Genomic DNA, 22,030 nt, shown 5'->3' on the forward strand with positions numbered 1-22,030 from the left:
GAGATTCACATGGCGCGCAGAAGCAAGAACAAGAGCATGGACAAATTCGACCGCACCTGGCACTTGGCCCATACCCCACTGGAAATCGACGTCGTAGAATTTGAATACGCCTTGATGCGCACATTCGAGGCTTTTGGCCGTTGGCAAACCGAGTGCCTTTCCTCGGTTATAGATTTTGCAGCGAGCGGGCCGGAGAATGCTCTACTCCACACGATCAGAATGAACGACCGGCCCAAGAGCATACATGATCTTGCATATATGACCAATCGCGAGGATATCCCGAACATCCAATATAGTCTGCGCAAGCTGATCAAGAGCGGACTGGTCGAGCGCAATGGAAGTGGTCGCGCGGGCGTGACCTATGAAGCTACCGCGCTGGGAAAGGACGTTACCGACAGATATGCCGAAGTGCGGTCGGCCCTGCTGATAGATGCGGTGCAGCACGTACCGGAACTGGGTCAGCGCCTGGAAGGCGCGGCGCGCACGCTGGAACTAATGACGGGTATTTTTGCGCAAGCAGCACGGAACGCTGCGACCCATCGGCGACGCCCCGGCAGTTTCGCCGTCCCTACTCAGCCCAAAGCTGCAGCGACACAGTCCAACGAATGACCAGCAGCACAATGGGTTTAGAAAGCGCCGCCGTTCGGTCAAATCTTCTTGGTCTTTGAGTCAGGTCCGGGAATTTCGGGAATCATCTGACGAAGAAGGTTCCGCAAGATCGCACGAACTGCGATAGTGGCCGCAGATTGTTCACGATCTCGGGGAGCGATGAGACGAACTTCACGTATAACAGCCGGATCCGTCAAAGGGCGAGCTACAATGCCACGACCGCGCAAAGCAGTAAAAGCGTAGGCGGGCAGAACGGCGATACCGGCATTGACCTCGACCAGCGAGAGAACCGTATGAATCTGGTTGACTTCTATATGGGGCCGCAGTGCCAGTTTTGCCTGTTCAAAGCCAAGTTCGGTCAAAAGTCGAATATTGCTCTTCTGGGTGAGCGTGATGATTGGCTGATTGTCGAGTTCGGACCAGCCGACCTGCTTATATCCAGCAAAATCATGTTCTGGAGATACAAAAACCATCAACTGATCCCGAAGCGCAGTCTGGCTCTCGACATCCGAGTCTTCACCAGAAAATGTGCCTATGCCAAGATCGCAACGCCCATTGCGCACCTGTTTTATGACAGTTTCAGGCCCCACATCGTCAATCTTGATAACGAGATTGGGATATTCATCAGCCACCCGGCGAACGAGACGTGGAAGCACTGTTGTGCACAGCAAAGGTGGAGCTGCGATACTGACCTGGCCCCGCCGTAACTTTCCCAAATCGCGCACTGTTTCGGCGGCGCGATCAATTTCTGCGAGACCGGCGAGCGCGCCTTCGGCAAAGGCACGGCCCGCATCCGTCAGACTGACGCGCCGTGTCGTCCTGTCGAAAAGCCGCGCATCCAGCACGGCCTCTAGATCCCGGATTGTATGTGAAAGATTAGCCTGGGTCGTTCTGACACGCTCGGCTGCGCGAGAAAAGTTGCCCAGTTCGACCACGGCCTGGAAACATTCAATTTGGCGGAGAGTGGGACGCATTGACTCACTTATGAGTTTTTTATTATGAATATATTCTACTTACAATACTTCTCGAATGAAAGAAAGTCGGGCTCGATCAGGAAGACGCGGGTTTTGATTTGACCCGCCCCCGAAGCGAGGTTTCCGATGAAGTATGACCGTCAGAACGCCAAAGCCCACTCGCGCGCTACGATGCGCGGTATCTGGGCTGCGGCAAACACGCCTTTCAATGAGGATGGATCGATCGATGAAGGCGGCTTCCGCAAGAATGTAGACCACTGGGTCAACGATCTCGGCATTGACGGACTTTTCGTCGCGGGAAAGCAGGGCGAATTTTTCTCCATGTCGGTTGACGAACGCAAACGCATGTTCGACCTGGCTGTCTCGGCAGTTGGTGACAAGGCGCAGACGATCATGTCCTGCTCAGACCAGAACATGGATGTGGTCATCGATCTGGCAAAGCATGCACAGGCCTGTGGCGCCGATTATATCGTCGTCCATGCGCCTGTCCTGCACTTCCTGCGCGCGCAAGACGACACACTGATGCGCTATTATGAAACGATCGCCTCAAAGGTGGATATCGGCCTTGCGCTCTGGTCGCATCCCGATAGTGGTTATCTGATGAGCCCCGAACTCTGCAACCGTCTGGCCGACATCGAAACCGTCGTCGCAATCAAATATTCGGTCCCGCGCGACATGTATCGCAAGCTCACCGAACTGGCGGGCGACCGCATTCTGGTTTCGACTGCATCGGAAGATGAGTGGCTGGACAATATTCTCGAATTGGGCTGGCAGCTATATCTCTGCTCTTCGCCGCCCTACACGCTGCAGACAAGTGTTGATCGCCGCATGCGCGATTATACCGATCTGGCCTTTGCTGGCAAAGCTGATGAGGCACGCGCCGTCTGGCAAAGTCTGGAGCCTGTCCGGCACGCCTTCAAGTCGTCACGACCGGCTGAAAAGCCCACCTCGCACCAAAAATACTGGCAAGAGCTGCTTGGCCAGGTCGGCGGGCCTGTTCGTGCGCCGATGCTTGAGTTGACCGATGCCGAGAAAAGGGCAGTCCGGCAGGCATTTGATGGCTGCGGTCTCAAACTATCCTGATCGAACCGAAAAGGGGAACGAGAATGACAAAACTGAGCGCCTTTAATTTTCAGAAATGGATCGATGAACACAAGCACCTGCTGAAGCCACCTGTCGGCAATCAGTTGGTGTTTAAGGACGCAGACCTGATGGTTACGGTTGTCGGTGGTCCAAACAAGCGCACCGATTACCACGACGATCCGGTCGAAGAGTTCTTCTATCAGCTCAAAGGCGACATGCTGCTGAAGCTGCATGATACGTCGACGGGTGAGTTTTACGATGTGCCGATCCGCGAAGGCGATATCTTCCTTCTGCCTGCGCATATCCGCCATTCGCCGCAGCGCCCACAAGAAGGCTCTATCGGTCTGGTTATCGAACCAGCCCGTCCTGAAGGCGCTCTTGATGCCGTCGAATGGTATTGTTTCGAATGCAGCGGCCTCGTTCACCGTGCTGAAGTTGATCTGGAATCCATCGTGGACGATCTGCCGCCTCTTTACGCCGCGTTCTACAACGATGAGAAGCTGCGTACCTGCCCGCATTGCAAAACCGTTCATCCCGGAAAAAACCCGCCGGAAGGTTGGGTGGCGCTCTAACAAGAGCACGCCCGGCGATATTGCCGGGCGCCCATGCACAAGCATAAAACATAAGGGGAAATGAAGTGAAAAAGAAACTCCTGATGATCGGCCTGCTGGCAGGGCTGACAACTGGCGCGACTGCCGCCGAACCAGTCAAGATTGGCGTGATAACGACCTTGTCAGGTCCAGGAGGCTATCTCGGTCAAGACGTGCGCGATGGCATGAAGCTTGCCATCGATGCAGAAGGTGGCAAGCTCGGCGGCGTACCGGTTGAACTGAAGGTCGAAGATGATGCGGCCAAGCCCGGCAACGGGCGTCAGATCGCCGAACGGTTCATGTCGGAAGACGGCGTCAAGCTCTTTACCGGCATCATCTTCTCGAATGTTGCCGGCGCGGCGGTGCCGGATATCGTCGACAACGACAACCTCTATATCAGCGCCAATGCTGCGCCGTCCAACTTGGCGGGCAAGGCCTGTGACGCGAATTATTTCGTGGTTTCGTGGCAAAATGACTCGCTTCACGAGGCATCCGGGATCGCAGCGGAACAGGAAGGCTTCAAGCGCGCTTTTATTCTCGCACCAAACTATCAGGCGGGCAAAGATGCGCTGGCCGGCTTCAAACGTCGGTTCAAGGGGGAGATTGTCGGTGAAATCTACACCCAACTCGATCAGACCGATTATTCAGCCGAAATGGCGCAGATACGTGCCGCCAATCCTGATGTGGTCTTCCAGTCTCATCCGGGTGGCATGGGCATCGCATTCCTGCGCCAGTATCAGCAGGCTGGTCTTCTCGGTAAGATTCCAATGGTTCTGTCCGAGCCATCCAGCGATGCTGTGATCCTTAAATCATTGGGCGATGCTTCGGTCGGCCTCATGGCTACCAGCCACTGGAGCCCGGATATGGACAATGCCGCAAACAAGGAACTCGTCGCTAAGTGGAAAGCCGCTTACCCTGACCGCCCGCTGACATATTACGGAACGCAAGGCTACGATGTGGCTCGCCTGATTGCTTCTGCGTTGAAGAAGACCGGTGGCGTTGACGATATCGATGCAGTGCGTGAAGCGCTGCGGAAAGCGGATTTCCAATCGGTGCGCGGCAATTTTTCCTTCGGCCCGAACCAGCACCCGTTGCAGGACTGGTATCTCCTCGAGATCGTGAAGGGTGACGATGGTATGCCGACCACCAAGATCAAGAAGAAGCTGATCGAAAATTACGGTGATTCCTATTCTGCAGAATGCAAGCTCTGACAGCCACCGCCCTGCGCGTGCGATAGTACGCGCAACGCTTCTTTTTATTTTTTATGAAGGTCGTTTCCTCCAATGACACTCATCTTCGAGCAACTTTTGAATGGCCTTCTCTATGGCGTCATGTTGTTCCTTCTGGCAGCAGGGCTAACACTGATCTTTGGGATCATGGGCGTTATCAACCTCGCTCATGGCTCGCTCTACATGATCGGCGCTTTCATCGGGACCTGGGTGGCTGTGCAGACAGGAAACTTCTGGCTGGGCCTGCCTGCAGCAGTTCTGGCGGCAACGCTTGCCGGTATCGTGATCGAGCTCGGCGTCATGCGAAAACTCTATCAACGCGATCATATGGATCAGGTGCTTGCGACTTTCTCGCTTATTCTGATTTTCAATGAACTGACCGTGCTGATTTTTGGTCGCCAGCCAATTTTCACGCAGTTGCCTGCATCGCTCTCTCAACCGATCGAGCTGTTTTCAGGCCTGAGCTACCCCCCGTTTCGACTGCTCATCATTGCAACGGGTCTGATGGTGGCTGGCGGGCTTTACCTGCTCATAAACCGCACCCGCATTGGCATGCTGGTCCGCGCAGGCTCGACCAATCGCGATATGGTGCGTGCTCTCGGCGTCGATATCCGTCTTCTCTACACAATGGTGTTCGCGCTCGGGGCTGCTTTCGCGGGCCTTGCCGGCTTCATGACCGGGCCGATCCTCGCCGTTCAAGTCGGCATGGGAGAGCAGATATTGCTTGCCACTTTTGTGGTTGTCGTAATCGGCGGCGTCGGCTCGATCAAGGGAGCCTTCATTGCTGGTATTTCGCTCGGCATCATAGATACATGCCTGCGTGCATTTCTGCCTTCAATACTGCGCCAGTTCATGGCCGGCGCCGAGGCAGACGCGCTCGGCGTGGGCATCGCCTCCATGGGTATCTATCTGTTGATGGCTATCGTTCTTCTGTTCCGCCCGAGAGGCCTCTTTCCGGTGGGAGCCTGAAACATGTCATATCGCTTTCTATTCGTTCTTCTCGGCTGCGGGGCGCTTGCATTATTTCCTTTCGGCGCCGACGCATTGGGGCAGCCGGCTGCGTCAAGCCTTGTCGCCCGGATCATGATCTATGCTATCGCTGCGGCCAGCCTCAATCTCATCCTCGGCTATGGCGGGATGGTGTCTTTTGGTCACGCCGCCTTCTTCGGGATCGGCTCCTACGTCGTCGGGATTCTCTATTTTCACCATGCAGAAGACACGCTGCTCTTCGGTTTTATTCCGGGTTCTGATCAATTTCTGATCACTGTTCCTGCAGCAATGCTGGTAGCGGGACTTGCGGCACTGATCATTGGAGCTCTGGCGCTGCGTACTTCGGGCGTGCAGTTCATCATGATTACGCTCGCCTTCGCCCAGATGCTCTTCTTCCTCTTCGTTTCGCTGAAGACCTATGGTGGCGAAGACGGGATCATTGTCCGCCGGGCAAACGATCTTTTCGGCTTCAGCCTGCGGGATAAGACGACGATGTATTATGTCATCCTCGTCTCGATGATCTTATATTTCGGCTTTCTTTGGCGGGTCGTGCATTCGTCCTACGGCGCGGTGCTGTCCGGTATTCGGCAGAGCGAGCGACGCATGACCGCCATGGGTATCGAAACCTATCGCTACAAGCTCTACGGCTTTGTTCTTGCCGGAATGGGCGCGGGTCTGGCTGGAGCGCTTCTCACCATCTTCATGCGGTTTGCAAGCCCAGACACACTGCATTGGACTAAATCGGGCGAGTTGATGGTGATGGTCATTCTGGGTGGCGTCGGCACTTTCTTCGGTCCCATCTGGGGTGCAGCCGCATTCCTGATCCTGCAGAATTATCTCGCCTCCTGGACTGAGCATTGGCAGCTCGCCATGGGCATCATTCTGCTTGTCCTTGTCTTGGGAACCAAAGGCGGCATTGTCGGTGGTTGGCGTGCGCTTTGCCGTCTGTCTCGCAAGGACCGCAAAGTGGAGGTGACCGCATGACTGCGATCTTACAAGTCCGTAATCTGGTGAAGCGTTTTGCAGGGCTGGTCGCGACGGATCATGTCACGCTCGACGTCACGGAAGGGCATATCCATGCCCTGATCGGCCCGAACGGCGCAGGAAAGTCGACACTTATCAACCAGCTTTGCGGTGAGCTTACGGCCACATCAGGGACGATCAGCCTGATGGGAGAGGACATTACTACCTTGCCCGCCGCGATACGTGTCGGTCGCGGGTTGGGACGCACATTCCAGATATCGACACTTCTGAATGAAATGAGTGTGCGCCAGAACATCGCCATGGCGGTGCAGGCGCGCGAGGGACATAATTTCAGGATTCTCGACAGTCTGAAAGGCCGCAGCGCCATCTGGCATGAGGTTGATGTAATTCTCGCCCAAAGCCGACTGGCCAATCACCCGGAAAAACTAGCAGGCGATCTTTCAAGTGGCGGGCGCAAGCAGCTGGAACTGCTCATGGCGCTCGCCGGTAAGCCGAAACTTTTGCTTCTCGACGAACCGATGGCCGGTCTCGGCCATGTCGAAAGCCAGGAAATGATCGAGCTTCTGCAGGGATTGCGGGGAACGGTTTCGATGCTGCTTGTCGAGCACGACATGGAGGCGGTGTTCGCGCTGGCCGACCGCATATCTGTTCTGGTCTATGGCCGCGTCATCCTAACGGGCACGGTGGAAGACATACGGGCGAGCGAAGCTGTGCGGGAAGCCTATCTCGGTGGAGAGGAGGAACTGTGCTAAAAATCGATGGATTGCAGGCCGCTTACGGCCACTCACAGGTATTGTTCGACGTTTCGCTCGAAGTAAACGAAGGAGAACTTGTAACCCTCATGGGCCGTAACGGCATGGGCAAGACGACCACGATACGCACGTTGATGGGTCTCCTCGCCCCCAAAGGGGGGAAAGTCCAGATTGCAGGGCGAGACACGACCAGCTACAGCCCAGAAAAGGTGGCGCGTCTTGGCGTCGGCCTTGTGCCGGAGGGACGACAGATTTTTCCGACATTGACGGTGCGGGAAAATCTGGTTGCAACCGCTTCAAACCGATGCAAGCGGCAGTCTCCGTGGGATCTCAGCAAGATATATGCGCTTTTCCCACGTATGCAGGAGCGGGCGGACCAGACGGCCGGCACACTGTCGGGCGGCGAGCAGCAAATGCTGGCAATCGGGCGTGCGCTGATGACAAATCCGCATCTTCTGATCCTTGATGAAGCGACGGAAGGACTTGCCCCCGTCATCCGCACGGAAATCTGGCATTGCATCATGCAATTGCGCGAAATGGGCCAATCGATCCTGCTGATAGACAAGAATATCGCCGTTTTGAAACGGCTGGCGGATCGCCATTATATTGTCGAAAAAGGCCGAACAGTCTGGTGTGGAACGAGCGCCGATCTCGAACGGGACCAAGATCAGGTGCATGCTTATGTCGGTATCTGAGTCAATCGTCCTGATTGGATGGGGCGCTATCGGCAAACGGGTTGCGGAACTCCTCGCCGAGCGAAAAAGTCCCGTCAAAATCAGTGCAGTCGCGGTGCGCGACCGGTCGGTCACTCGTGACGGGCTGCCTGTCGGCGCCATACTGATCGAAGATCCCGCCGAACTCGCAGCCACCGGTGCAAGCCTAGTAGTGGAAGTTGCGGGGCGCCCAAGCGTCCTGCCATGGGGTGAAGCGGCTCTTTCCGCGGGAATGGATTTCGCGGTTTCATCGACATCGGCGTTCGTGGATGATGCGATCTTTCAAAGATTGAAAGACATCGCGGCGATCCGCGGTGCGAAACTGATTATTCCACCCGGCGCGCTTGGGGGGATCGACGCGCTTTCGGCAGCAAGCCGTCTTACCATTGCAAGCGTCGAACATCGCATCATCAAACCTGCAAAAGCCTGGGCGGGGACACAAGCCGCCCAACTGATACCGCTCGATGAAATCACGGAGGCAACCACGTTCTTTACGGATACGGCCCGTAAGGCTGCAGACGCCTTTCCGCAAAATGCCAATGTCGCGGTGATTACCTCGCTTGCCGGGATTGGTCTCGATCGTACCCGTGTCTCATTGGTCGCAGACCCGGCAGCACGCCTCAACATGCATGAACTCATTGCCGAAGGCGATTTCGGCAGGATGCACCTGCGTTTTGAAAACGGCCCGCTCGCGACCAATCCGAAATCATCGGAAATGACGGCGCTAAATCTCGTCCGCCTTATCGAGAACCGGGTCGCCACCACGGCAATTTAGAAACACACTCTCCCAAAGCGAGAAGCAGCCTTGGAATGAAGACATGAACAAGAACCAACATTACATACGGCATCTGGCTGAAGAAACGGGTTTAGACCCCGCTCGCCTTGATCGCGATTATAATGCCAAAGCTACCGTTTCGCCGGAAACCTTTGCCGCCGAAATGAAACGCTACCGTCAGGCAAGTGTTGAGCCGCGAGTTCATTGGGGGCAGCATTTCGACGTGGTTTACGACGAAGAAAGCGGGCAACGGATCGATATTTTTGGCCCTTCGTCAAGCGGCGGACTAAATCCGGTTTTTATATTCATTCACGGTGGCTATTGGCGGGCGCTGTCCAAGGAAGATTCCGCCATGATGGCTGGAATGCTTGCGCGCGAAGGCATTGCCACGGTCGTCGTCGACTATCGTCTGGCACCCGAAGTATCTCTTGCCGAAATTACGCGGGAGGTACGCTCTGCTCTGGCCTTCGTTTGGCGTCACGGTCGGGACTATGGTCTTGATCCGAACCGGATAACGGTCGGGGGAAGCTCTGCCGGCGGTCACCTTGCGGGCGCGCTCCTTTCTGAGGGATGGCAGGGCAAATTCGGTTTGCCAAAGGATGTAGTCAAGTTTGCCATGCCGGTCAGCGGGCTTTTCGAGCTTGCCCCTGTGGCTGCAACTTTCCCGCAGGAGTGGCTGAATCTTAGTCCTATTGATGTCGATCAACTTAGTCCCATCCGGAGCATTCCTGTGGGTGGGTGTCCGATAACCGTAGCATGGTCAGAGCATGAAGCGGACGGCTTCAAACGCCAGTCACGCGCTTATGCCGATTGCTGGGCTGTGGCTGGCGGAAGGGTGAAGGCAATCGAGGTCGCGAACCGAAACCATTACAATATTCTGATGGACTGGTGCTCGCCAGAAACCGAGATGTCGCAGGCCCTGCTCGCCGGGATTCGCAACATCGGTTGACTGGCTTCTAGAAGAAGTTTTGCGGTCGCGCGGCTCTGCGCGGCTGGCAGTTTGGTGCGTGAAAAATTCGCCGACACTCATACAAACTCATGTGATAGAACTCATGGATATATAGTTTCAATATGAATTGTCACATGAATTAAACCCCCTCATTCTATCCGTAACGATAATCTGGGCTTGGCCCAACTAGTAGATTGCAGAGGCTTTCTGATGCAAAAATCCGACGTACAGCTTTTCATAGGCGGCGAATGGCGCAAGTGCGCCAATACGCTTCCAATTATCAACCCTGCAGACGAGACCGAGATCGGCCAGGTTGCGGTGGCGGAACGGGGGGACCTGGAGGCGGCACTTCAGGCAGCCTGGGACGGATATCAGGTCTGGCGCAACACTGCGCCGGCGGCCCGCGCTGCGATCATCATGAAGGCGTCGGCGCTTATGCGCGAGCGGCAGGAAGAGATCGCACGCGCGATCACGCTCGAAAACGGAAAGCCTATAGCTGAAGCCCGGCTTGAGGTCATCCGGGGCTGCGAATTTTTCGAATGGGATGCGGGGGAGTGCATTCGTTTCTATGGCCGTGTCATACCAAGCGCGCCCGGTATTCGCTATATTGTTGTGCATGAGCCAATCGGCCCAGTCGCTGCTTTCGCACCATGGAATTTTCCAATGAGCCAACCTGCACGCAAGATTGCGGGCGCTCTGGCTGCCGGTTGCTCCATTATTCTGAAGGCATCCGAAGAAACGCCGACTGCAGTTACGCATATTGCGCGCGCATTTGAAGATGCGGGACTGCCAGCAGGTGTGTTGAATCTGGTTTTCGGCGTTCCGGCGGATATTTCGCAATTCCTCATCCCCAGCCCCGAAATTCGGGCCATCGCATTCACCGGATCAACAGCTGTCGGCAAACATTTGACAGAAATCGCCGCACGTCATATGAAGCCCGCTCTTATGGAACTCGGCGGCCACGCCCCGGTCATCGTTTGCGAGGATGCCGATCCAGTTCTGGCGGGCATCGCATCAGCACGCCGAAAGTACCGCAATTCAGGCCAAGTATGTACTTCCCCAACACGCTTCTTCGTTCATGAAACCCATTATGAGCGTTTTACTGCAGCTTTTATTGAAACGGCGCAGTCAATCCGTGTCGGTAACGGACTGGAGGAAGGGGTGCAGATGGGGCCTGTTGCCAATGATCGTCGCATTATGGCGCTGGAAGAGTTGGTCAGCGATGCCGAAGCCAAGGGTGCAAAATTGCTTTTCGGCGGTCGCCGTCTGAAGAACAACGGTTATTTCTTCCCGCCGACGGCACTGGCGGAATTGCCCAGCGATGCCCGTGCGATGTCCGAGGAGCCTTTCGGTCCGCTGGCCTTGATCAATCCAGTGCCGTCCCTTGATGTGGCTATTGAAAAGGCGAACTCGCTGCCCTTCGGTCTTGCCGCATATGGCTTTGCGAACTCCGCGGAAAATGTGGACCGTCTTATGTCGGGTCTGGAAGCTGGGAACGTCTCGATCAATACGCTCGAAGCATCTGTCGCTGAGACACCGTTCGGTGGTATCAAGGATAGTGGGCTTGGCCGCGAGGGCGGAGCAGAAGGATTGCATCACTATACGGTCGTGAAGAACGTCTCGCATCGTTTGGTCAATAGTCTCTAGACCATTGCGGGACCGCCAGTCCGGCATCTCTCCTATGACAGTGGATAATGGTTCGACATATGATGGAATGCAGCACTATCGAATGATGTTGGTGTTCTTGCCGGTTGCTACTTCGATATGCGGCTAACTCGCCGCATGCTCTTACGATTATGGGCAAATGAGGAACTGAATGGATGCGACTTTCTAAATTGCAACATATCGCGGGCGCCTTTCTGGTATCGTCTACTCTTGGGGGCACTCACGCGCATGCGGCCGACGCCGTGAAAATAGGTTTTATTACCACCCTGACCGGCGCTGCAGGCTATCTCGGCGAAGACGTGCGCGACGGCTTCAATCTCGCGGTTAAACAGGGCAATGGTCTTCTGGGTGGCCAAAAGGTCGATGTTGTTATCGCCGACGATGGACTGAAGCCATCGACAGGCCGCCAGTTGGCGGACCGGTTCCTATATGACGAGCAAGCCGATATCATAACCGGTATGATTTTTTCGAATGTGGCCTCGGCTATCATTCCCGAGGTAATCGACGCCGGTAAGATCGTGATAAGCCCTAATGCCGGGCCCACTGAATTTGCCGGTGTTAACTGCAATGCGAACTATTTCGTCATGTCATGGCTCACCGACAGTATGCAGGGCAGCGCGGGGCGCAATGCAAAGGCTCTCGGCTTTAAGCGAGCTATGGTGCTTGCGCCGAATTTCCAGGCAGGTAAGGACGCGGTCGAGGGCTTTCGCCGTACTTTCGAGGGAGAAATTATAGAAGAGGTCTACACAAGTCTGGACCAGATCGACTATGCAGCGGAAATGGCGCGCATAAGGTCTGCAAAACCTGACGTAGTATTCCAGTTTCACCCCGGTGCTTTGGGGATTGCGTTTCTTCGTCAATACCAGCAGTCAGGCCTGTTAAATGAGATACCAATGGTGGTTGCTGAGCCATCCATGGATCATGCCATCCTGCGTTCTCTTGGAGGAATTACAGAGGGCCTCAATGTCTCGGGTTCCTGGAATGTCGATCTGAACAACGACGCCAATAAGCAGTTCGTTGCCACATTTCAGGGCGATTACGGCCGGACCCCAACAATGTATGCAGCGCAAGGCTATGATACAGCGCGGGCTATCGGAGCGGCACTGGCACATACCGGCGGTGATTTTAAGGACCCCCAAAAGTTTCGTTCTGCAATGTTGAAGGCCGATTTCTCATCCGTTCGAGGCAACTTTGCGTTTGGCAAAAATCAGCATCCGGTTCAGGATTGGTATGCTATGCGCGTCGAAAATGATGGGAAGGGTGGGTACAGTTTGGTGACGAAAGATAAGATCGCTGAGATGTCCGGAGATGTGTTTGCCGATGAATGTAAACTTGAGCCCGCATTATGAAGCACAATCACATCTGGATTGCCAGTTTGGGTATCAGCCTTGAACAACTGGCACTTGAGGACGAGACGCTTGTAACTTGCATTCCGGATCTCGGTCCCGTTCAATGGAGGCGCGATAAGCTTATTGGTGAGATGCAATTCACCCGGAACGAGCCCTATCCGACATCTCCGATCAATAGCGCCGATAACGGACTTGCCGATACATTATCACTTAGTTTCAATATCTATCTTGTCCAATCCCGTGCTGGAAATGTTTTAATAGATACTGGGATCGGAAATGGTAAGTACCGCCCCGATCGACCCGCATGGGATAGGTTGAATGGTCCGTTTCTTGCCATTCTGGAAGGACTTGGTTTAGATGCCGATCATATTAATTTCGTCATCAATACCCATTTACACGCCGACCATGTCGGCTGGAACACCATTGCAGACTCTAGGGGGGGCTGGAGCCCAACGTTTCCTTCGGCGACTTATGTTACGTCGGCACGAGAGCTTGAAGCAATGTTGGCTAAAGCCCAAGCAACGTCCAATTCGTCGAATCTACTCCATGGCGCCTGGCAAGATAGTGTTATGCCAATCATCGACGGCCCCGGCTATTTGGCGGTGCAACCAGGCGAAATCGTTGCCGGTCTTCAAACAATTGCATTGCCTGGACACACTTCCGGAATGATCGGTCTGATCTTGGGCAGCGGCGATGAAACTATTGTCTTCACAGCAGATGCGATACATCACCCTATCCAGTTGCCTAATAATGCTCCGGCATCGAATTTTTGCATAAATCCGGAGGAGTCGGTCCAAACGCGGATCAAACTTCTGGAAACCTGTGCGCTGAACAACTGGGTCATCGCGCCCTATCACTTTCCGGCTCCGGCCTTCAGCCACATCAAGCGAAATGAAGCAAACGGATATGAGATAAAACCCCTCGTCTTGCCTGGGTGATCAGAAGACCTGAGTGGAACCTCTGATAGGAATTGGGACAATAAACTCGCGCAGTAGCTGCTGGTCTGCCCCGATGGGGTGATCCGTTTGGAATGTTAGTGCATACTTGGCGTTCTGGCCACTATTGGTGTTGACGCCGGTCCATTTCGGCGAGACCAGACCGTTGCTTCGGGTGCCGGTGGCCTATAGCTCAGCGATGAGTGAGGCCTCACGGTATTATAATGCTGTCTCCAGTTTTCGATGATGATCTTCGCCCCCTTGAGTGTATAGAAGATTTCGCCGTTGAGCAGTTCGTCACGGAGCTTCGAGTTGAAGCTTTCGCAATAGCCGTTTTCCCACGGACTGCCCGGCATGATGTAGGCGGTTTTGGCCCCGACTGCTGCGATCCGCTCTCGGAGTGCGTTGGCGATGAACTCCGGGCCATTGTCGGAACGAATATGGGTGGGGACACCGCGTAGGATGAAGAGGTCGGAAAGCACGTCGATGACATCGACGGCCTTCAGCTTTCTCTCGACCCTGATGGCGATACATTCTCGCGTGAACTCGTCGATCACGTTGAGCATGCGGATTTTCCTGCCGTTGTGCGTGCGATCCTCGACGAAGTCGTAGGACCAGACATGGTTGTGGTATTCCGGTCGAAGCCGGATGCACGAGCTGTCGTTCAACCACAGCCGACCGCGCTTCGGTTGCTTGTGAGGCACTTTTAGCCCCTCCCGTCGCCAGATGCGCTCAACCCGCTTGACGTTCACGATCCATCCAGCCTGGCGCAGCATCGCCGTGATGCGGCGATAGCCATAGCGACCATACTGGAGGGCGAGCGCCGTGATGTCCGCAGTCAACGCTGCTTCATCATCCGGAGTCTTTGCGATCTTGCGCTGCGTGGAACGATGCTGACCCAAGACTCGGCACGCCCGTCTCTCGGACACCTTCAGGTCATCGATCACATGGTCCACGCAAGCGCGGCGACGGGCGGGGCTCAGAAGTTTCCCTTGGCGGCCTCAGCTAAAATCGTCTTGTCCAAGGTGAGATCGGAAACAGCGCGCCGGAGCCGGGCATTCTCCGCTTCCAGCTCCTTCAGGCGCTTTACCTGGTCGCCCTTCAAACCGCCATATTGCTCCGCCAACGGTAGTATGTAACTTCCGTCACACCTATCGACCGGATTGCTTCCGCCATCGATTTTCCCTGCGCATTCAGCACGTCAACCTGACGAAGCTTCGTGACGATCTCTTCTGCCTTGTGTCTTTTTGCTACCATTTCAATGTCCTTCTGAGGCTCATAAGCCATACTTTATGAAGGATCACTTTGAAGGGGGCAGACCAAATGCGGGAAGCGGGTAGGTTTGCCCCAAAACAACCCCAGCTTCTCGCAAAATCTGCTCTGGCGCCGCAAATGGCTTGTGGATCCAGCGATCCGGGATTGCGGCGATCTCTGGAACCCATTTGCGTACGTAGACGCCATGCATGTCAAATTTGTCGCCCTGCAAAACCGGATTGAACACACGGAAGTAAGGTGCCGCATCCATACCACAGCCAGCGACCCACTGCCAACTCCCCGGGTTGCTGGCTATATCCGCGTCCACCAACGTATCCCAGAACCATTTCTCGCCCTCACGCCAGTCGATCTGCATATTCTTGCTTAAAACCGATGCCACCAGCATTCTTACACGGTTGTGCATCCAGCCTGTCGCCCAAAGCTGACGCATACCGGCGTCAATCAGTGGGATACCGGTCTTGCCTGTCTTCCAGGCATCAATCGCCTCCGGATTGTTGAGCCAGCGGATATCAGCCAATGTGTCGCGCATGTCGTTTTCGGCAATATCAGGACGATAATAGAGCTGATGATAATGGAAATCGCGCCAGATCAGCTCAGAAAGAAATTTTTCACCGCCAGCGTGAGTGCTTTGATCATGATCCATGAGTGACAGTGTAGCATGCCATGCTTGTCGTGGACTGATTTCGCCAAAACGGAGATGGGGCGATAGTTTTGATGTACCTTCAACGTCCGGACGATCACGATCTCCGGCATAATCGCGAATAGTTGTATCAAAGAAATGATAAAGTTGGTCAATGGCAGCCGCTTCGCCGATCTTCCAAAGACCGCTCATCTTTCTGGACCAGACAGCCTCTTTGTAGTTTTTCTGGTTGGGCGTGTGTTTGACGGTCGTCGTCTCGACTCTTCGGTCTGGCGAGGGTAGTGGTCTGCTCACACCATGCTGGCGCAGTGATTTGGCATATGGTGTAAAAACTTGATAAGATCCGCCGTTGCCGGATTTGATCTCCCAGGGTTCCACCAGCAGATTGCCTGCAAAAGACTCCACGCGCAGTCCTTTGTCCTTTAAGCTGGACTTGATGATTGCATCGACTTCTCGCTCTTGAGGAGCATAACGACGGTTCCAGAAAACGGTATCAAAGCTGTTTTCCTCAATTAATTGTTCGATGATATTGAGCGCTTCGCCGTCGGCAACAATCAACTCTATATTTCGTTCATTGAGACTTCTTGCCAGCAAGTCCAGGCTCTGTTCCAGCCACCAACGGACGGCAGCGCCCGGGACACGCAATTGCGGATTGGACTCATGCACAAAAAGGGCCGTGATCGCGCCACCCAACTTGAATGCGGCATGAAGGGCAGGATTGTCAGCAAGGCGCAGATCGTTGCGCAACCATACAAGCGCTTTGGCAGTCATTCATTGATCCTTCGTTAAACGGTTGCAGGACATGTTTTCAGACGCAAAAATCTCACCATATTCATGACGAACGCTGTAATCTTCCCGGGGTTTTTCGGGGACCAGGGAAAAACGCGTTGACCCGGCCTTGCAGAGCACGGAATTTTTCACCCCGCGATCTCAGCATGTGTTCTTCAAGCGCAGGGATGCCGGACACATGCACCAGCAGCCAATACATCTGGATCGGAGCAAGCAGCGACAGCCAACTCCATGGCGATCCGGTAATTGCCATCAACGGCCACGCGCACCAGAACAGCCATTCAAAGAAATAGTTGGGATGTCTGGAATAAGCCCAAAGACCGGTTTCGCAAATTTCTGTTTTGGCTTCTGGAGTCATGCGAAACTGCGCAAGCTGCGCATCAGACAGCGCTTCACCAATCAACGCTATGGCGATGATTGCAACCCCGACCATATCCCAGACATATGGAAAACCGGGGCGACCAACCACAGCGAGATAGACAGCCAGAACCAAAATGAAGGCTGCGAGAGCCTGTATCTGCAAAAACCAATATAAGCGAACGGAAGCGTTTTCGCCCCATTCTTTTAGCAGCTTTGCATAACGCGGGTCTTCGCCATGGCGCATGCTACGCTTGGCGATATGAAAGCCAAGACGCAGCGACCACACCAGAATGAGGATCATTATAGCTAAGCGCCGTTGCCATGTCGCATCTGCAAGAATAATGGCTATGACTGAGCCCACCCCCACTGAAAACGACCAGATGGCATCGATCCAGCCGCTTTTGCCGGTCTTTCGTTCAAGCGCCCAGGCAAATGCCATGATGGCAGACAGGCTGATGGCAACAACTAAGAGCAGACCGGGTTGCATGGCGGACCTTTATTGGGAGTTCGCTTTTCCTCATGCAATACGTTCTGTTTGTCTGCTTGGTTTCTTAAGCGGCTCAAAAAAATAAAAAAGTTTCGTCGCGGATTGAACCAAACTTCTTCTCAAAACGTAAAACGACGAAAATGTAGCACATACGCAGCTCAATGCGCGGTGAAGAGAGGGACTATGGATATCACGAACCGTCCGGGTAGCTCCAAACGTCTCAGCGTAGCGATCATCGGCAGCGGGATTTCTGGATTATCTGCTGCATGGCTACTGTCGCAACGGCATGATGTGACTTTGTTTGAATCATCGGACCGCATTGGCGGTCATAGCAACACCGTCGAATTTGAGAGCAGTCATGGTCCTGTGGCCGTCGATACCGGGTTCATTGTCTATAATGAAGTGACCTATCCCAATCTGACTGCCCTGTTTCGCGCGCTTGACGTTCCAACAGCCGCGTCGAACATGTCGTTTGCTGTTTCAATCGGAAATGGCGCTTACGAATATTCCGGCGGTACCGGCCTAGGCCTCTTTGCCCAGTTCTCCAATCTGGTCAGTCCACGCTTCTGGTCGATGATCCGCGATCTCTTACGATTTTATCGCGATGCGCCCAAAGACCTGAGGATCATGGGCGATATTTCGCTTGATAATTATCTTGCACGCAATGGTTATGGCCGGGCTTTTCGTGAAGATCATCTTTATCCGATGGCGGCAGCGATCTGGTCCACCCCTGCCATGGAAGTGGGGCAATATCCGGCTGCAAGCTTCGTCCGCTTCTGTTGCAATCACGGCCTTCTAGCTCTTCGTGACAGGCCAATCTGGCGTACGGTAATTGGCGGTAGTCGGGAATATGTAAGGCGGATCACAAAGCCCTATGCAGACCGGATCAGGCTCTCAACACCGATCAAATCCGTGCAACGCGCCGAACATTCCGTCGAGTTGATCGACGGAAACGGCATTTCCCATGTGTTCGACGATGTAGTGATTGCCACGCATGCGGATCAGGCTTTGCGAATGTTGGCCGATCCGGGCGCGGATGAAAGCCGCATTCTCGGCGCGTTTCAATATTCGCGAAATGAAGCGGTGCTGCACAACGATATTTCGCTGATGCCCAAACGCCGTGCGGCGTGGTCGAGCTGGAATTACCTAACCAATGCAGCCACTGGCCAGGCGCAGCCATCCATTACTTACTGGATGAACCGTCTGCAACCGCTGGGCCAAGCGCCCGAAACTTTTGTGACGCTGAATCCTTGTCGTGCACCACGCGAGGAACTGGTGATCCGTCGCGATATCTATGAACACCCGATTTTCGACATGGCAACAGATCGTGCGCAGAAAGAAATCTGGTCCTTGCAGGGGCAGCGCAGGACATGGTTTTGCGGCGCGCATTTCGGCTCCGGCTTTCATGAGGACGGCCTCCAGGCAGGCCTTGCCGTGGCAGAAGATCTGGGTGGCCTGCGCCGCCCATGGCAGGTGGAGAACGAAAGCGGGCGCATCGTTCGCCAGAGTTTCCCTATATGGGAAAGGGCGCTGGCATGACCGAGAGCTTCCAGTCCGCACTGTTTCCCGGCCATGTGACCCATGCGCGTTTACGACCGAAGGTTCATAAGCTGGCCTATAAAATCTACTCGCTCCTGCTCGACCTTGATGAGCTGGAAGCGCTTGATTGCAAACTGAAGCTGTTTTCGCTTGACCGTTTCAATCTGTTTTCTTTCTACAGGAAAGACAGAGGCGACGGATCCGCCCAGCCGCTGCGCAAGCAGGTGGAACGCGCCATGGAGGCAGCCGGAATAGTACCTGATGGTGGTGCGATCCGCCTGCTCACAATGCCGCGTATTGCGGGCTGGGCTTTTAACCCGCTCAGTGTTTTCTTCTGCTATAATTGTGGCGGTGAGCTTGTGGCGATCCTCTGGGAGGTTGATAACACTTTCCGCCAGCGCCACGGCTATATGATCCCGGTCCAGAACTGCGATAACGGACGCATCGTACAAAGCTGCGACAAGGCTTTTTACGTCTCGCCCTTCATGGATATGAAGCTGCGATATGAGTTTGAAGTCACGCCTCCCGCAGACCAGCTTTCCATCCGCATCAACAGTTTTGATGATGAAGGCCTGCTTTTGACGGCCCGCCATCTGGCACGCCGGGTTGAGCTAAGCGACGCCACCTTGTTGCGTGCGTTTTTTTCGATTCCGTTTCTCACCTTGAAAGTGATTGGCGGCATTCACTGGGAAGCGCTGAAAATATGGTTGAAGGGCATCGGTTTACGCAAACGACCCGCAGCGCCTGAGATTTCCATCACATCTGTTCGTAACGAGACCGCCCAGCAGAGGAACAAGGCCGCATGAGCCAGCTCGACGAATATCATCAACTATCGGCATCAACCCGGACTGAACGACCGGCTTTCAGCCCCTCGGCTATCGTGTTGAAACGCCTGCTGAAGCAGGTTCAGCATGGGCGATTGGTGCTTTCGCTGCCCGACGGTGAGGTCATTGCCGTTAACGGTCGATTGCCCGGACCGGAAGCCAAAATTGCAATTGTTAAATGGAACAGCCTGCGTCGCCTGCTGACGGGCGGGGATATCGGCTTTGCCCAAGCCTATATCGAAGGCGAATGGACATCGCCCCATCTCACATCGGTCATCCGTTTTGCGGCGCGCAATCGCGATACGCTTATATCCACATTACGCGGATCTGGTTGGACGCGAGCGCTGAACCGTATCGGCCATCTGCTCAATGCAAACACGCGTCGCGGCAGCCGGCGCAACATCGAAGCCCACTACGATCTCGGCAATGATTTCTATGCCCGGTGGCTCGACCCTTCGATGCTGTATTCATCAGCGATCTGGACTGAGACGACACATAGCCTTGAAAGTGCCCAGGAGCAGAAGTTGCAGTATATTTCTGAAAAACTGGCGCTTGAGGGCGGCGAAAGAATTCTGGAGATCGGTTGTGGCTGGGGTGCCTTAGCTGGCTATCTCGCAAACTGTCGTAATGCCCATGTGACAGGAATAACCCTGTCGCCGTCGCAGCTCACCTGGGCAAAAGCCGCAGTTGAAAACGTAGGGCTCAGCGAAGCCGTTGACCTTCGCTTGCAGGATTACCGCGATGTTCAGGGCCAGTTCGATCGCATTGTATCAATCGAAATGTTTGAAGCCGTTGGCGAAGCCTATTGGCCGGAATATTTCGCAACCCTGAAGCGTTGTCTCAAGCCCGGCGGTCGAGCCGTCCTGCAAGTCATTTCGATAGAAGAAACACGCTACGAAAACTATCGTCGCAAGGCCGATTTCATCCAGAAATTCATCTTTCCGGGAGGCTTTCTGCCGTCGGATAAAGTGCTTGAACGCGACCTTGCAAAGGCCGGTCTGGTTTTAAAGGAAACCGAGCATTTCGGCCGTTCCTATGCGCTTACGCTTGCCGAATGGCGTCAGCGCTTTATCGCCAACTGGCCTGAAATCGAGAAGCTTGGATTTGACGATAAATTCCGGCGGCTTTGGGAATACTACCTTTGCTATTGCGAAGGTGGGTTCGAGGAAGGTGCAATCAATGTTGGACTCTACACGATTGAACACGCTTAGACTCCACACCTACTAACGAAGGAAGCGTCGATGAAATGGATACTGACGGTCGGCATGATGATGGTATTGTTTCCCTTCTCGGCGCAGCCGGATGAGATCAACGGTAACTGGGCGCGCGGAGATGGCAACGCGCGGGTGAGAGTTGCGGGATGCGGCAAGGATATCTGCGCGACCAACACCTGGATCAAGCCCGGAACACCAAAAGAGAAAACCGGCGACCGGCTGGTGATGAGCATCAACGAAACTGCGGACGGGCAATATTCAGGTACGGCTTTCGATCCGCAACGCAAGCTGACCTACAAGATTAGCGTGAAAGTTGACGGCGACACTATGACGACCAATGGCTGCGTTCTGGCTGGTCTCCTGTGTCGCAATGTGGGCTGGACCCGCATCAAGTAAGAGAGCGAGCTATCGATGAAAGATTATCTCATAGCCTATGTGGTGACAGCGGTTGCATTTCTGGCAATCGACTCCTTTTGGTTGTCCAATATGGCGAACGTGTTTTACCGCCCTGTCATGGGTGACATGCTTGCGCCGGGTTTTCGTCTCGCACCAGCTGTCGTTTTCTATGTGATTTTCGTGTTTGGACTGGTTTTCTTCGCGGTCAAGCCCGGACTTCTGGCCGGTAGTGGTACAGTCACACTCGTTCACGGGGCGCTTCTCGGATTTGTCGCTTATGCGACTTATGATCTGACCAATCAGGCCACTTTGAAAAACTGGTCATGGACCCTGACAATCGCAGACATGGTCTGGGGCACTGTCCTGTCTACCACGTCAGCCTATGTTGGCTATTGGGTTACGTCGCGGATCAGCGGCTAGGTTGGAGTAAGAATATGCAAAAATGGGGTCTCCTGGCCGCCTTCGTCCTCGTCATCATTGTTGTAGGAATGGCAATCGGTATCGGTTTTCCGCCGGGCGAATGGTATGCAGCGCTTCAAAAACCTTGGTTTACCCCGCCTAACGCTGCCTTTGGCCCCATCTGGACGATACTTTATATCTTCATTGCCACTGCAGGCTGGCGCACATGGATAAACGATCGTGGTTGGCGGCGGCGCGGACCGTGGTTTGGCCAGATGGTATTGAACTTCGTCTGGACGCCTATTTTCTTCGGCGCTCACATGACCGTGCTGGGGCTTGTCGTGATCATCGGCGTCTGGCTTTGTGTGCTTTTGTTTATCATTCGCGCATGGCAACCGGATCGCATCTCGGCACTGCTATTCGTGCCTTACCTCATATGGCTATCGCTGGCGACAGCTTTGAACACGGCAATTGTCGTGTTGAACTAATCAAATAGGCGGCAATCATGCC

General features: G+C 54.5%; 22 protein-coding genes and 1 pseudogene. 19 read left to right on the plus strand and 4 right to left on the minus strand.

Annotated elements, in window-relative coordinates:
• The first annotated feature begins 9 nt into the window (after positions 1-9).
• Entirely contained in the window at positions 10-609 is a 600-nt protein-coding gene (locus FIC94_RS17730; RefSeq protein ID WP_121539616.1) for a winged helix DNA-binding protein, read from the plus strand.
• A 38-nt stretch (positions 610-647) separates the two neighbouring features.
• On the opposite strand, the gene FIC94_RS17735 is transcribed toward FIC94_RS17730, so the two are convergent.
• On the minus strand, positions 648-1,583 hold the full coding sequence (locus FIC94_RS17735) for a LysR family transcriptional regulator (protein WP_140025833.1): 936 nt from the start codon (positions 1,581-1,583) through the stop codon (positions 648-650).
• Positions 1,584-1,709: 126 nt separating this feature from the next.
• On the opposite strand from FIC94_RS17735, the gene FIC94_RS17740 reads away from it, so the two are divergent.
• The 12 genes from FIC94_RS17740 to FIC94_RS17795 all read left to right on the plus strand — a co-directional run bounded on the left by FIC94_RS17740 (position 1,710) and on the right by FIC94_RS17795 (position 13,600).
• Positions 1,710-2,666 carry a dihydrodipicolinate synthase family protein gene (locus tag FIC94_RS17740; protein ID WP_109365801.1) on the plus strand — a complete coding sequence of 319 codons (957 nt, stop codon included), beginning with the start codon at positions 1,710-1,712 and terminating at the stop codon, positions 2,664-2,666.
• Positions 2,667-2,689: 23 nt separating this feature from the next.
• Entirely contained in the window at positions 2,690-3,238 is a 549-nt protein-coding gene (locus FIC94_RS17745) for a 3-hydroxyanthranilate 3,4-dioxygenase (RefSeq protein WP_109365800.1), read from the plus strand.
• A 65-nt stretch (positions 3,239-3,303) separates the two neighbouring features.
• Positions 3,304-4,467, plus strand: coding sequence for an ABC transporter substrate-binding protein (locus FIC94_RS17750; protein ID WP_121539614.1), 1,164 nt, complete (start codon positions 3,304-3,306; stop codon positions 4,465-4,467).
• A gap of 72 nt (positions 4,468-4,539) precedes the next feature.
• Positions 4,540-5,454 (plus strand): branched-chain amino acid ABC transporter permease, encoded by a 915-nt coding sequence (locus FIC94_RS17755; protein ID WP_140025835.1) that lies wholly within the window; start codon positions 4,540-4,542, stop codon positions 5,452-5,454.
• A gap of 3 nt (positions 5,455-5,457) precedes the next feature.
• A complete protein-coding gene (locus FIC94_RS17760) occupies positions 5,458-6,459 on the plus strand; it encodes a branched-chain amino acid ABC transporter permease (protein WP_109365797.1) in 1,002 nt (333 codons plus the stop codon).
• Entirely contained in the window at positions 6,456-7,211 is a 756-nt protein-coding gene (locus FIC94_RS17765) for an ABC transporter ATP-binding protein (RefSeq protein WP_140025837.1), read from the plus strand. Before FIC94_RS17760 ends, FIC94_RS17765 begins: the two co-directional genes overlap by 4 nt.
• The gene (locus FIC94_RS17770) at positions 7,205-7,906 is read left to right on the plus strand and encodes an ABC transporter ATP-binding protein (RefSeq protein WP_140025839.1); all 702 of its coding nucleotides are present in this window, start codon (positions 7,205-7,207) and stop codon (positions 7,904-7,906) included. The genes FIC94_RS17765 and FIC94_RS17770 overlap by 7 nt, the downstream gene beginning before the upstream one ends.
• Complete coding sequence (locus FIC94_RS17775) at positions 7,893-8,699, plus strand: aspartate dehydrogenase (protein ID WP_140025840.1); 807 nt, start codon at positions 7,893-7,895, stop codon at positions 8,697-8,699. Before FIC94_RS17770 ends, FIC94_RS17775 begins: the two co-directional genes overlap by 14 nt.
• Before the next feature lie 43 nt (positions 8,700-8,742).
• Entirely contained in the window at positions 8,743-9,648 is a 906-nt protein-coding gene (locus tag FIC94_RS17780; RefSeq protein ID WP_235892055.1) for an alpha/beta hydrolase, read from the plus strand.
• Between the two features lie 210 nt (positions 9,649-9,858).
• Complete coding sequence (locus tag FIC94_RS17785; RefSeq protein ID WP_140025842.1) at positions 9,859-11,295, plus strand: NAD-dependent succinate-semialdehyde dehydrogenase; 1,437 nt, start codon at positions 9,859-9,861, stop codon at positions 11,293-11,295.
• Positions 11,296-11,468: 173 nt separating this feature from the next.
• Positions 11,469-12,662 carry an ABC transporter substrate-binding protein gene (locus FIC94_RS17790; RefSeq protein WP_140025844.1) on the plus strand — a complete coding sequence of 398 codons (1,194 nt, stop codon included), beginning with the start codon at positions 11,469-11,471 and terminating at the stop codon, positions 12,660-12,662.
• Positions 12,659-13,600, plus strand: coding sequence for an MBL fold metallo-hydrolase (locus FIC94_RS17795; RefSeq protein WP_140025845.1), 942 nt, complete (start codon positions 12,659-12,661; stop codon positions 13,598-13,600). The genes FIC94_RS17790 and FIC94_RS17795 overlap by 4 nt, the downstream gene beginning before the upstream one ends.
• Before the next feature lie 95 nt (positions 13,601-13,695).
• On the opposite strand, the pseudogene FIC94_RS17800 reads toward FIC94_RS17795, so the two are convergent.
• The 3 genes and pseudogenes from FIC94_RS17800 to FIC94_RS17810 all read right to left on the minus strand — a co-directional run bounded on the left by FIC94_RS17800 (position 13,696) and on the right by FIC94_RS17810 (position 17,148).
• Positions 13,696-14,854 (minus strand): annotated as a pseudogene (locus tag FIC94_RS17800) (IS3 family transposase).
• 43 nt (positions 14,855-14,897) lie between these two features.
• Positions 14,898-16,283 carry a cryptochrome/photolyase family protein gene (locus tag FIC94_RS17805; RefSeq protein ID WP_140025847.1) on the minus strand — a complete coding sequence of 462 codons (1,386 nt, stop codon included), beginning with the start codon at positions 16,281-16,283 and terminating at the stop codon, positions 14,898-14,900.
• 61 nt (positions 16,284-16,344) lie between these two features.
• Complete coding sequence (locus FIC94_RS17810; RefSeq protein WP_140025849.1) at positions 16,345-17,148, minus strand: DUF1295 domain-containing protein; 804 nt, start codon at positions 17,146-17,148, stop codon at positions 16,345-16,347.
• Between the two features lie 183 nt (positions 17,149-17,331).
• Here FIC94_RS17810 and FIC94_RS17815 point away from each other — a divergent pair, with 183 nt between their 5' ends.
• From FIC94_RS17815 to FIC94_RS17840, 6 genes are read left to right on the plus strand one after another with little or no spacing between them, the layout of a single operon-like run.
• Complete coding sequence (locus tag FIC94_RS17815) at positions 17,332-18,687, plus strand: NAD(P)/FAD-dependent oxidoreductase (RefSeq protein ID WP_140025851.1); 1,356 nt, start codon at positions 17,332-17,334, stop codon at positions 18,685-18,687.
• Positions 18,684-19,493, plus strand: coding sequence for a DUF1365 domain-containing protein (locus FIC94_RS17820; protein WP_140025853.1), 810 nt, complete (start codon positions 18,684-18,686; stop codon positions 19,491-19,493). The genes FIC94_RS17815 and FIC94_RS17820 overlap by 4 nt, the downstream gene beginning before the upstream one ends.
• Positions 19,490-20,722, plus strand: a complete 1,233-nt coding sequence (locus tag FIC94_RS17825; protein WP_140025855.1) for an SAM-dependent methyltransferase — start codon at positions 19,490-19,492, stop codon at positions 20,720-20,722. Before FIC94_RS17820 ends, FIC94_RS17825 begins: the two co-directional genes overlap by 4 nt.
• Positions 20,723-20,752: 30 nt before the next feature.
• A complete protein-coding gene (locus tag FIC94_RS17830) occupies positions 20,753-21,121 on the plus strand; it encodes a DUF2147 domain-containing protein (protein WP_140025856.1) in 369 nt (122 codons plus the stop codon).
• Between the two features lie 15 nt (positions 21,122-21,136).
• Positions 21,137-21,541 (plus strand): DUF2177 family protein, encoded by a 405-nt coding sequence (locus FIC94_RS17835; protein WP_140025857.1) that lies wholly within the window; start codon positions 21,137-21,139, stop codon positions 21,539-21,541.
• Positions 21,542-21,555: 14 nt separating this feature from the next.
• Positions 21,556-22,008, plus strand: coding sequence for a TspO/MBR family protein (locus tag FIC94_RS17840; RefSeq protein ID WP_140025858.1), 453 nt, complete (start codon positions 21,556-21,558; stop codon positions 22,006-22,008).
• The last annotated feature ends 22 nt before the right edge of the window (positions 22,009-22,030 follow it).

Source organism: Ochrobactrum teleogrylli, from assembly GCF_006376685.1.
GTDB classification, from domain to species: Bacteria; Pseudomonadota; Alphaproteobacteria; order Rhizobiales; family Rhizobiaceae; genus Brucella; species Brucella teleogrylli.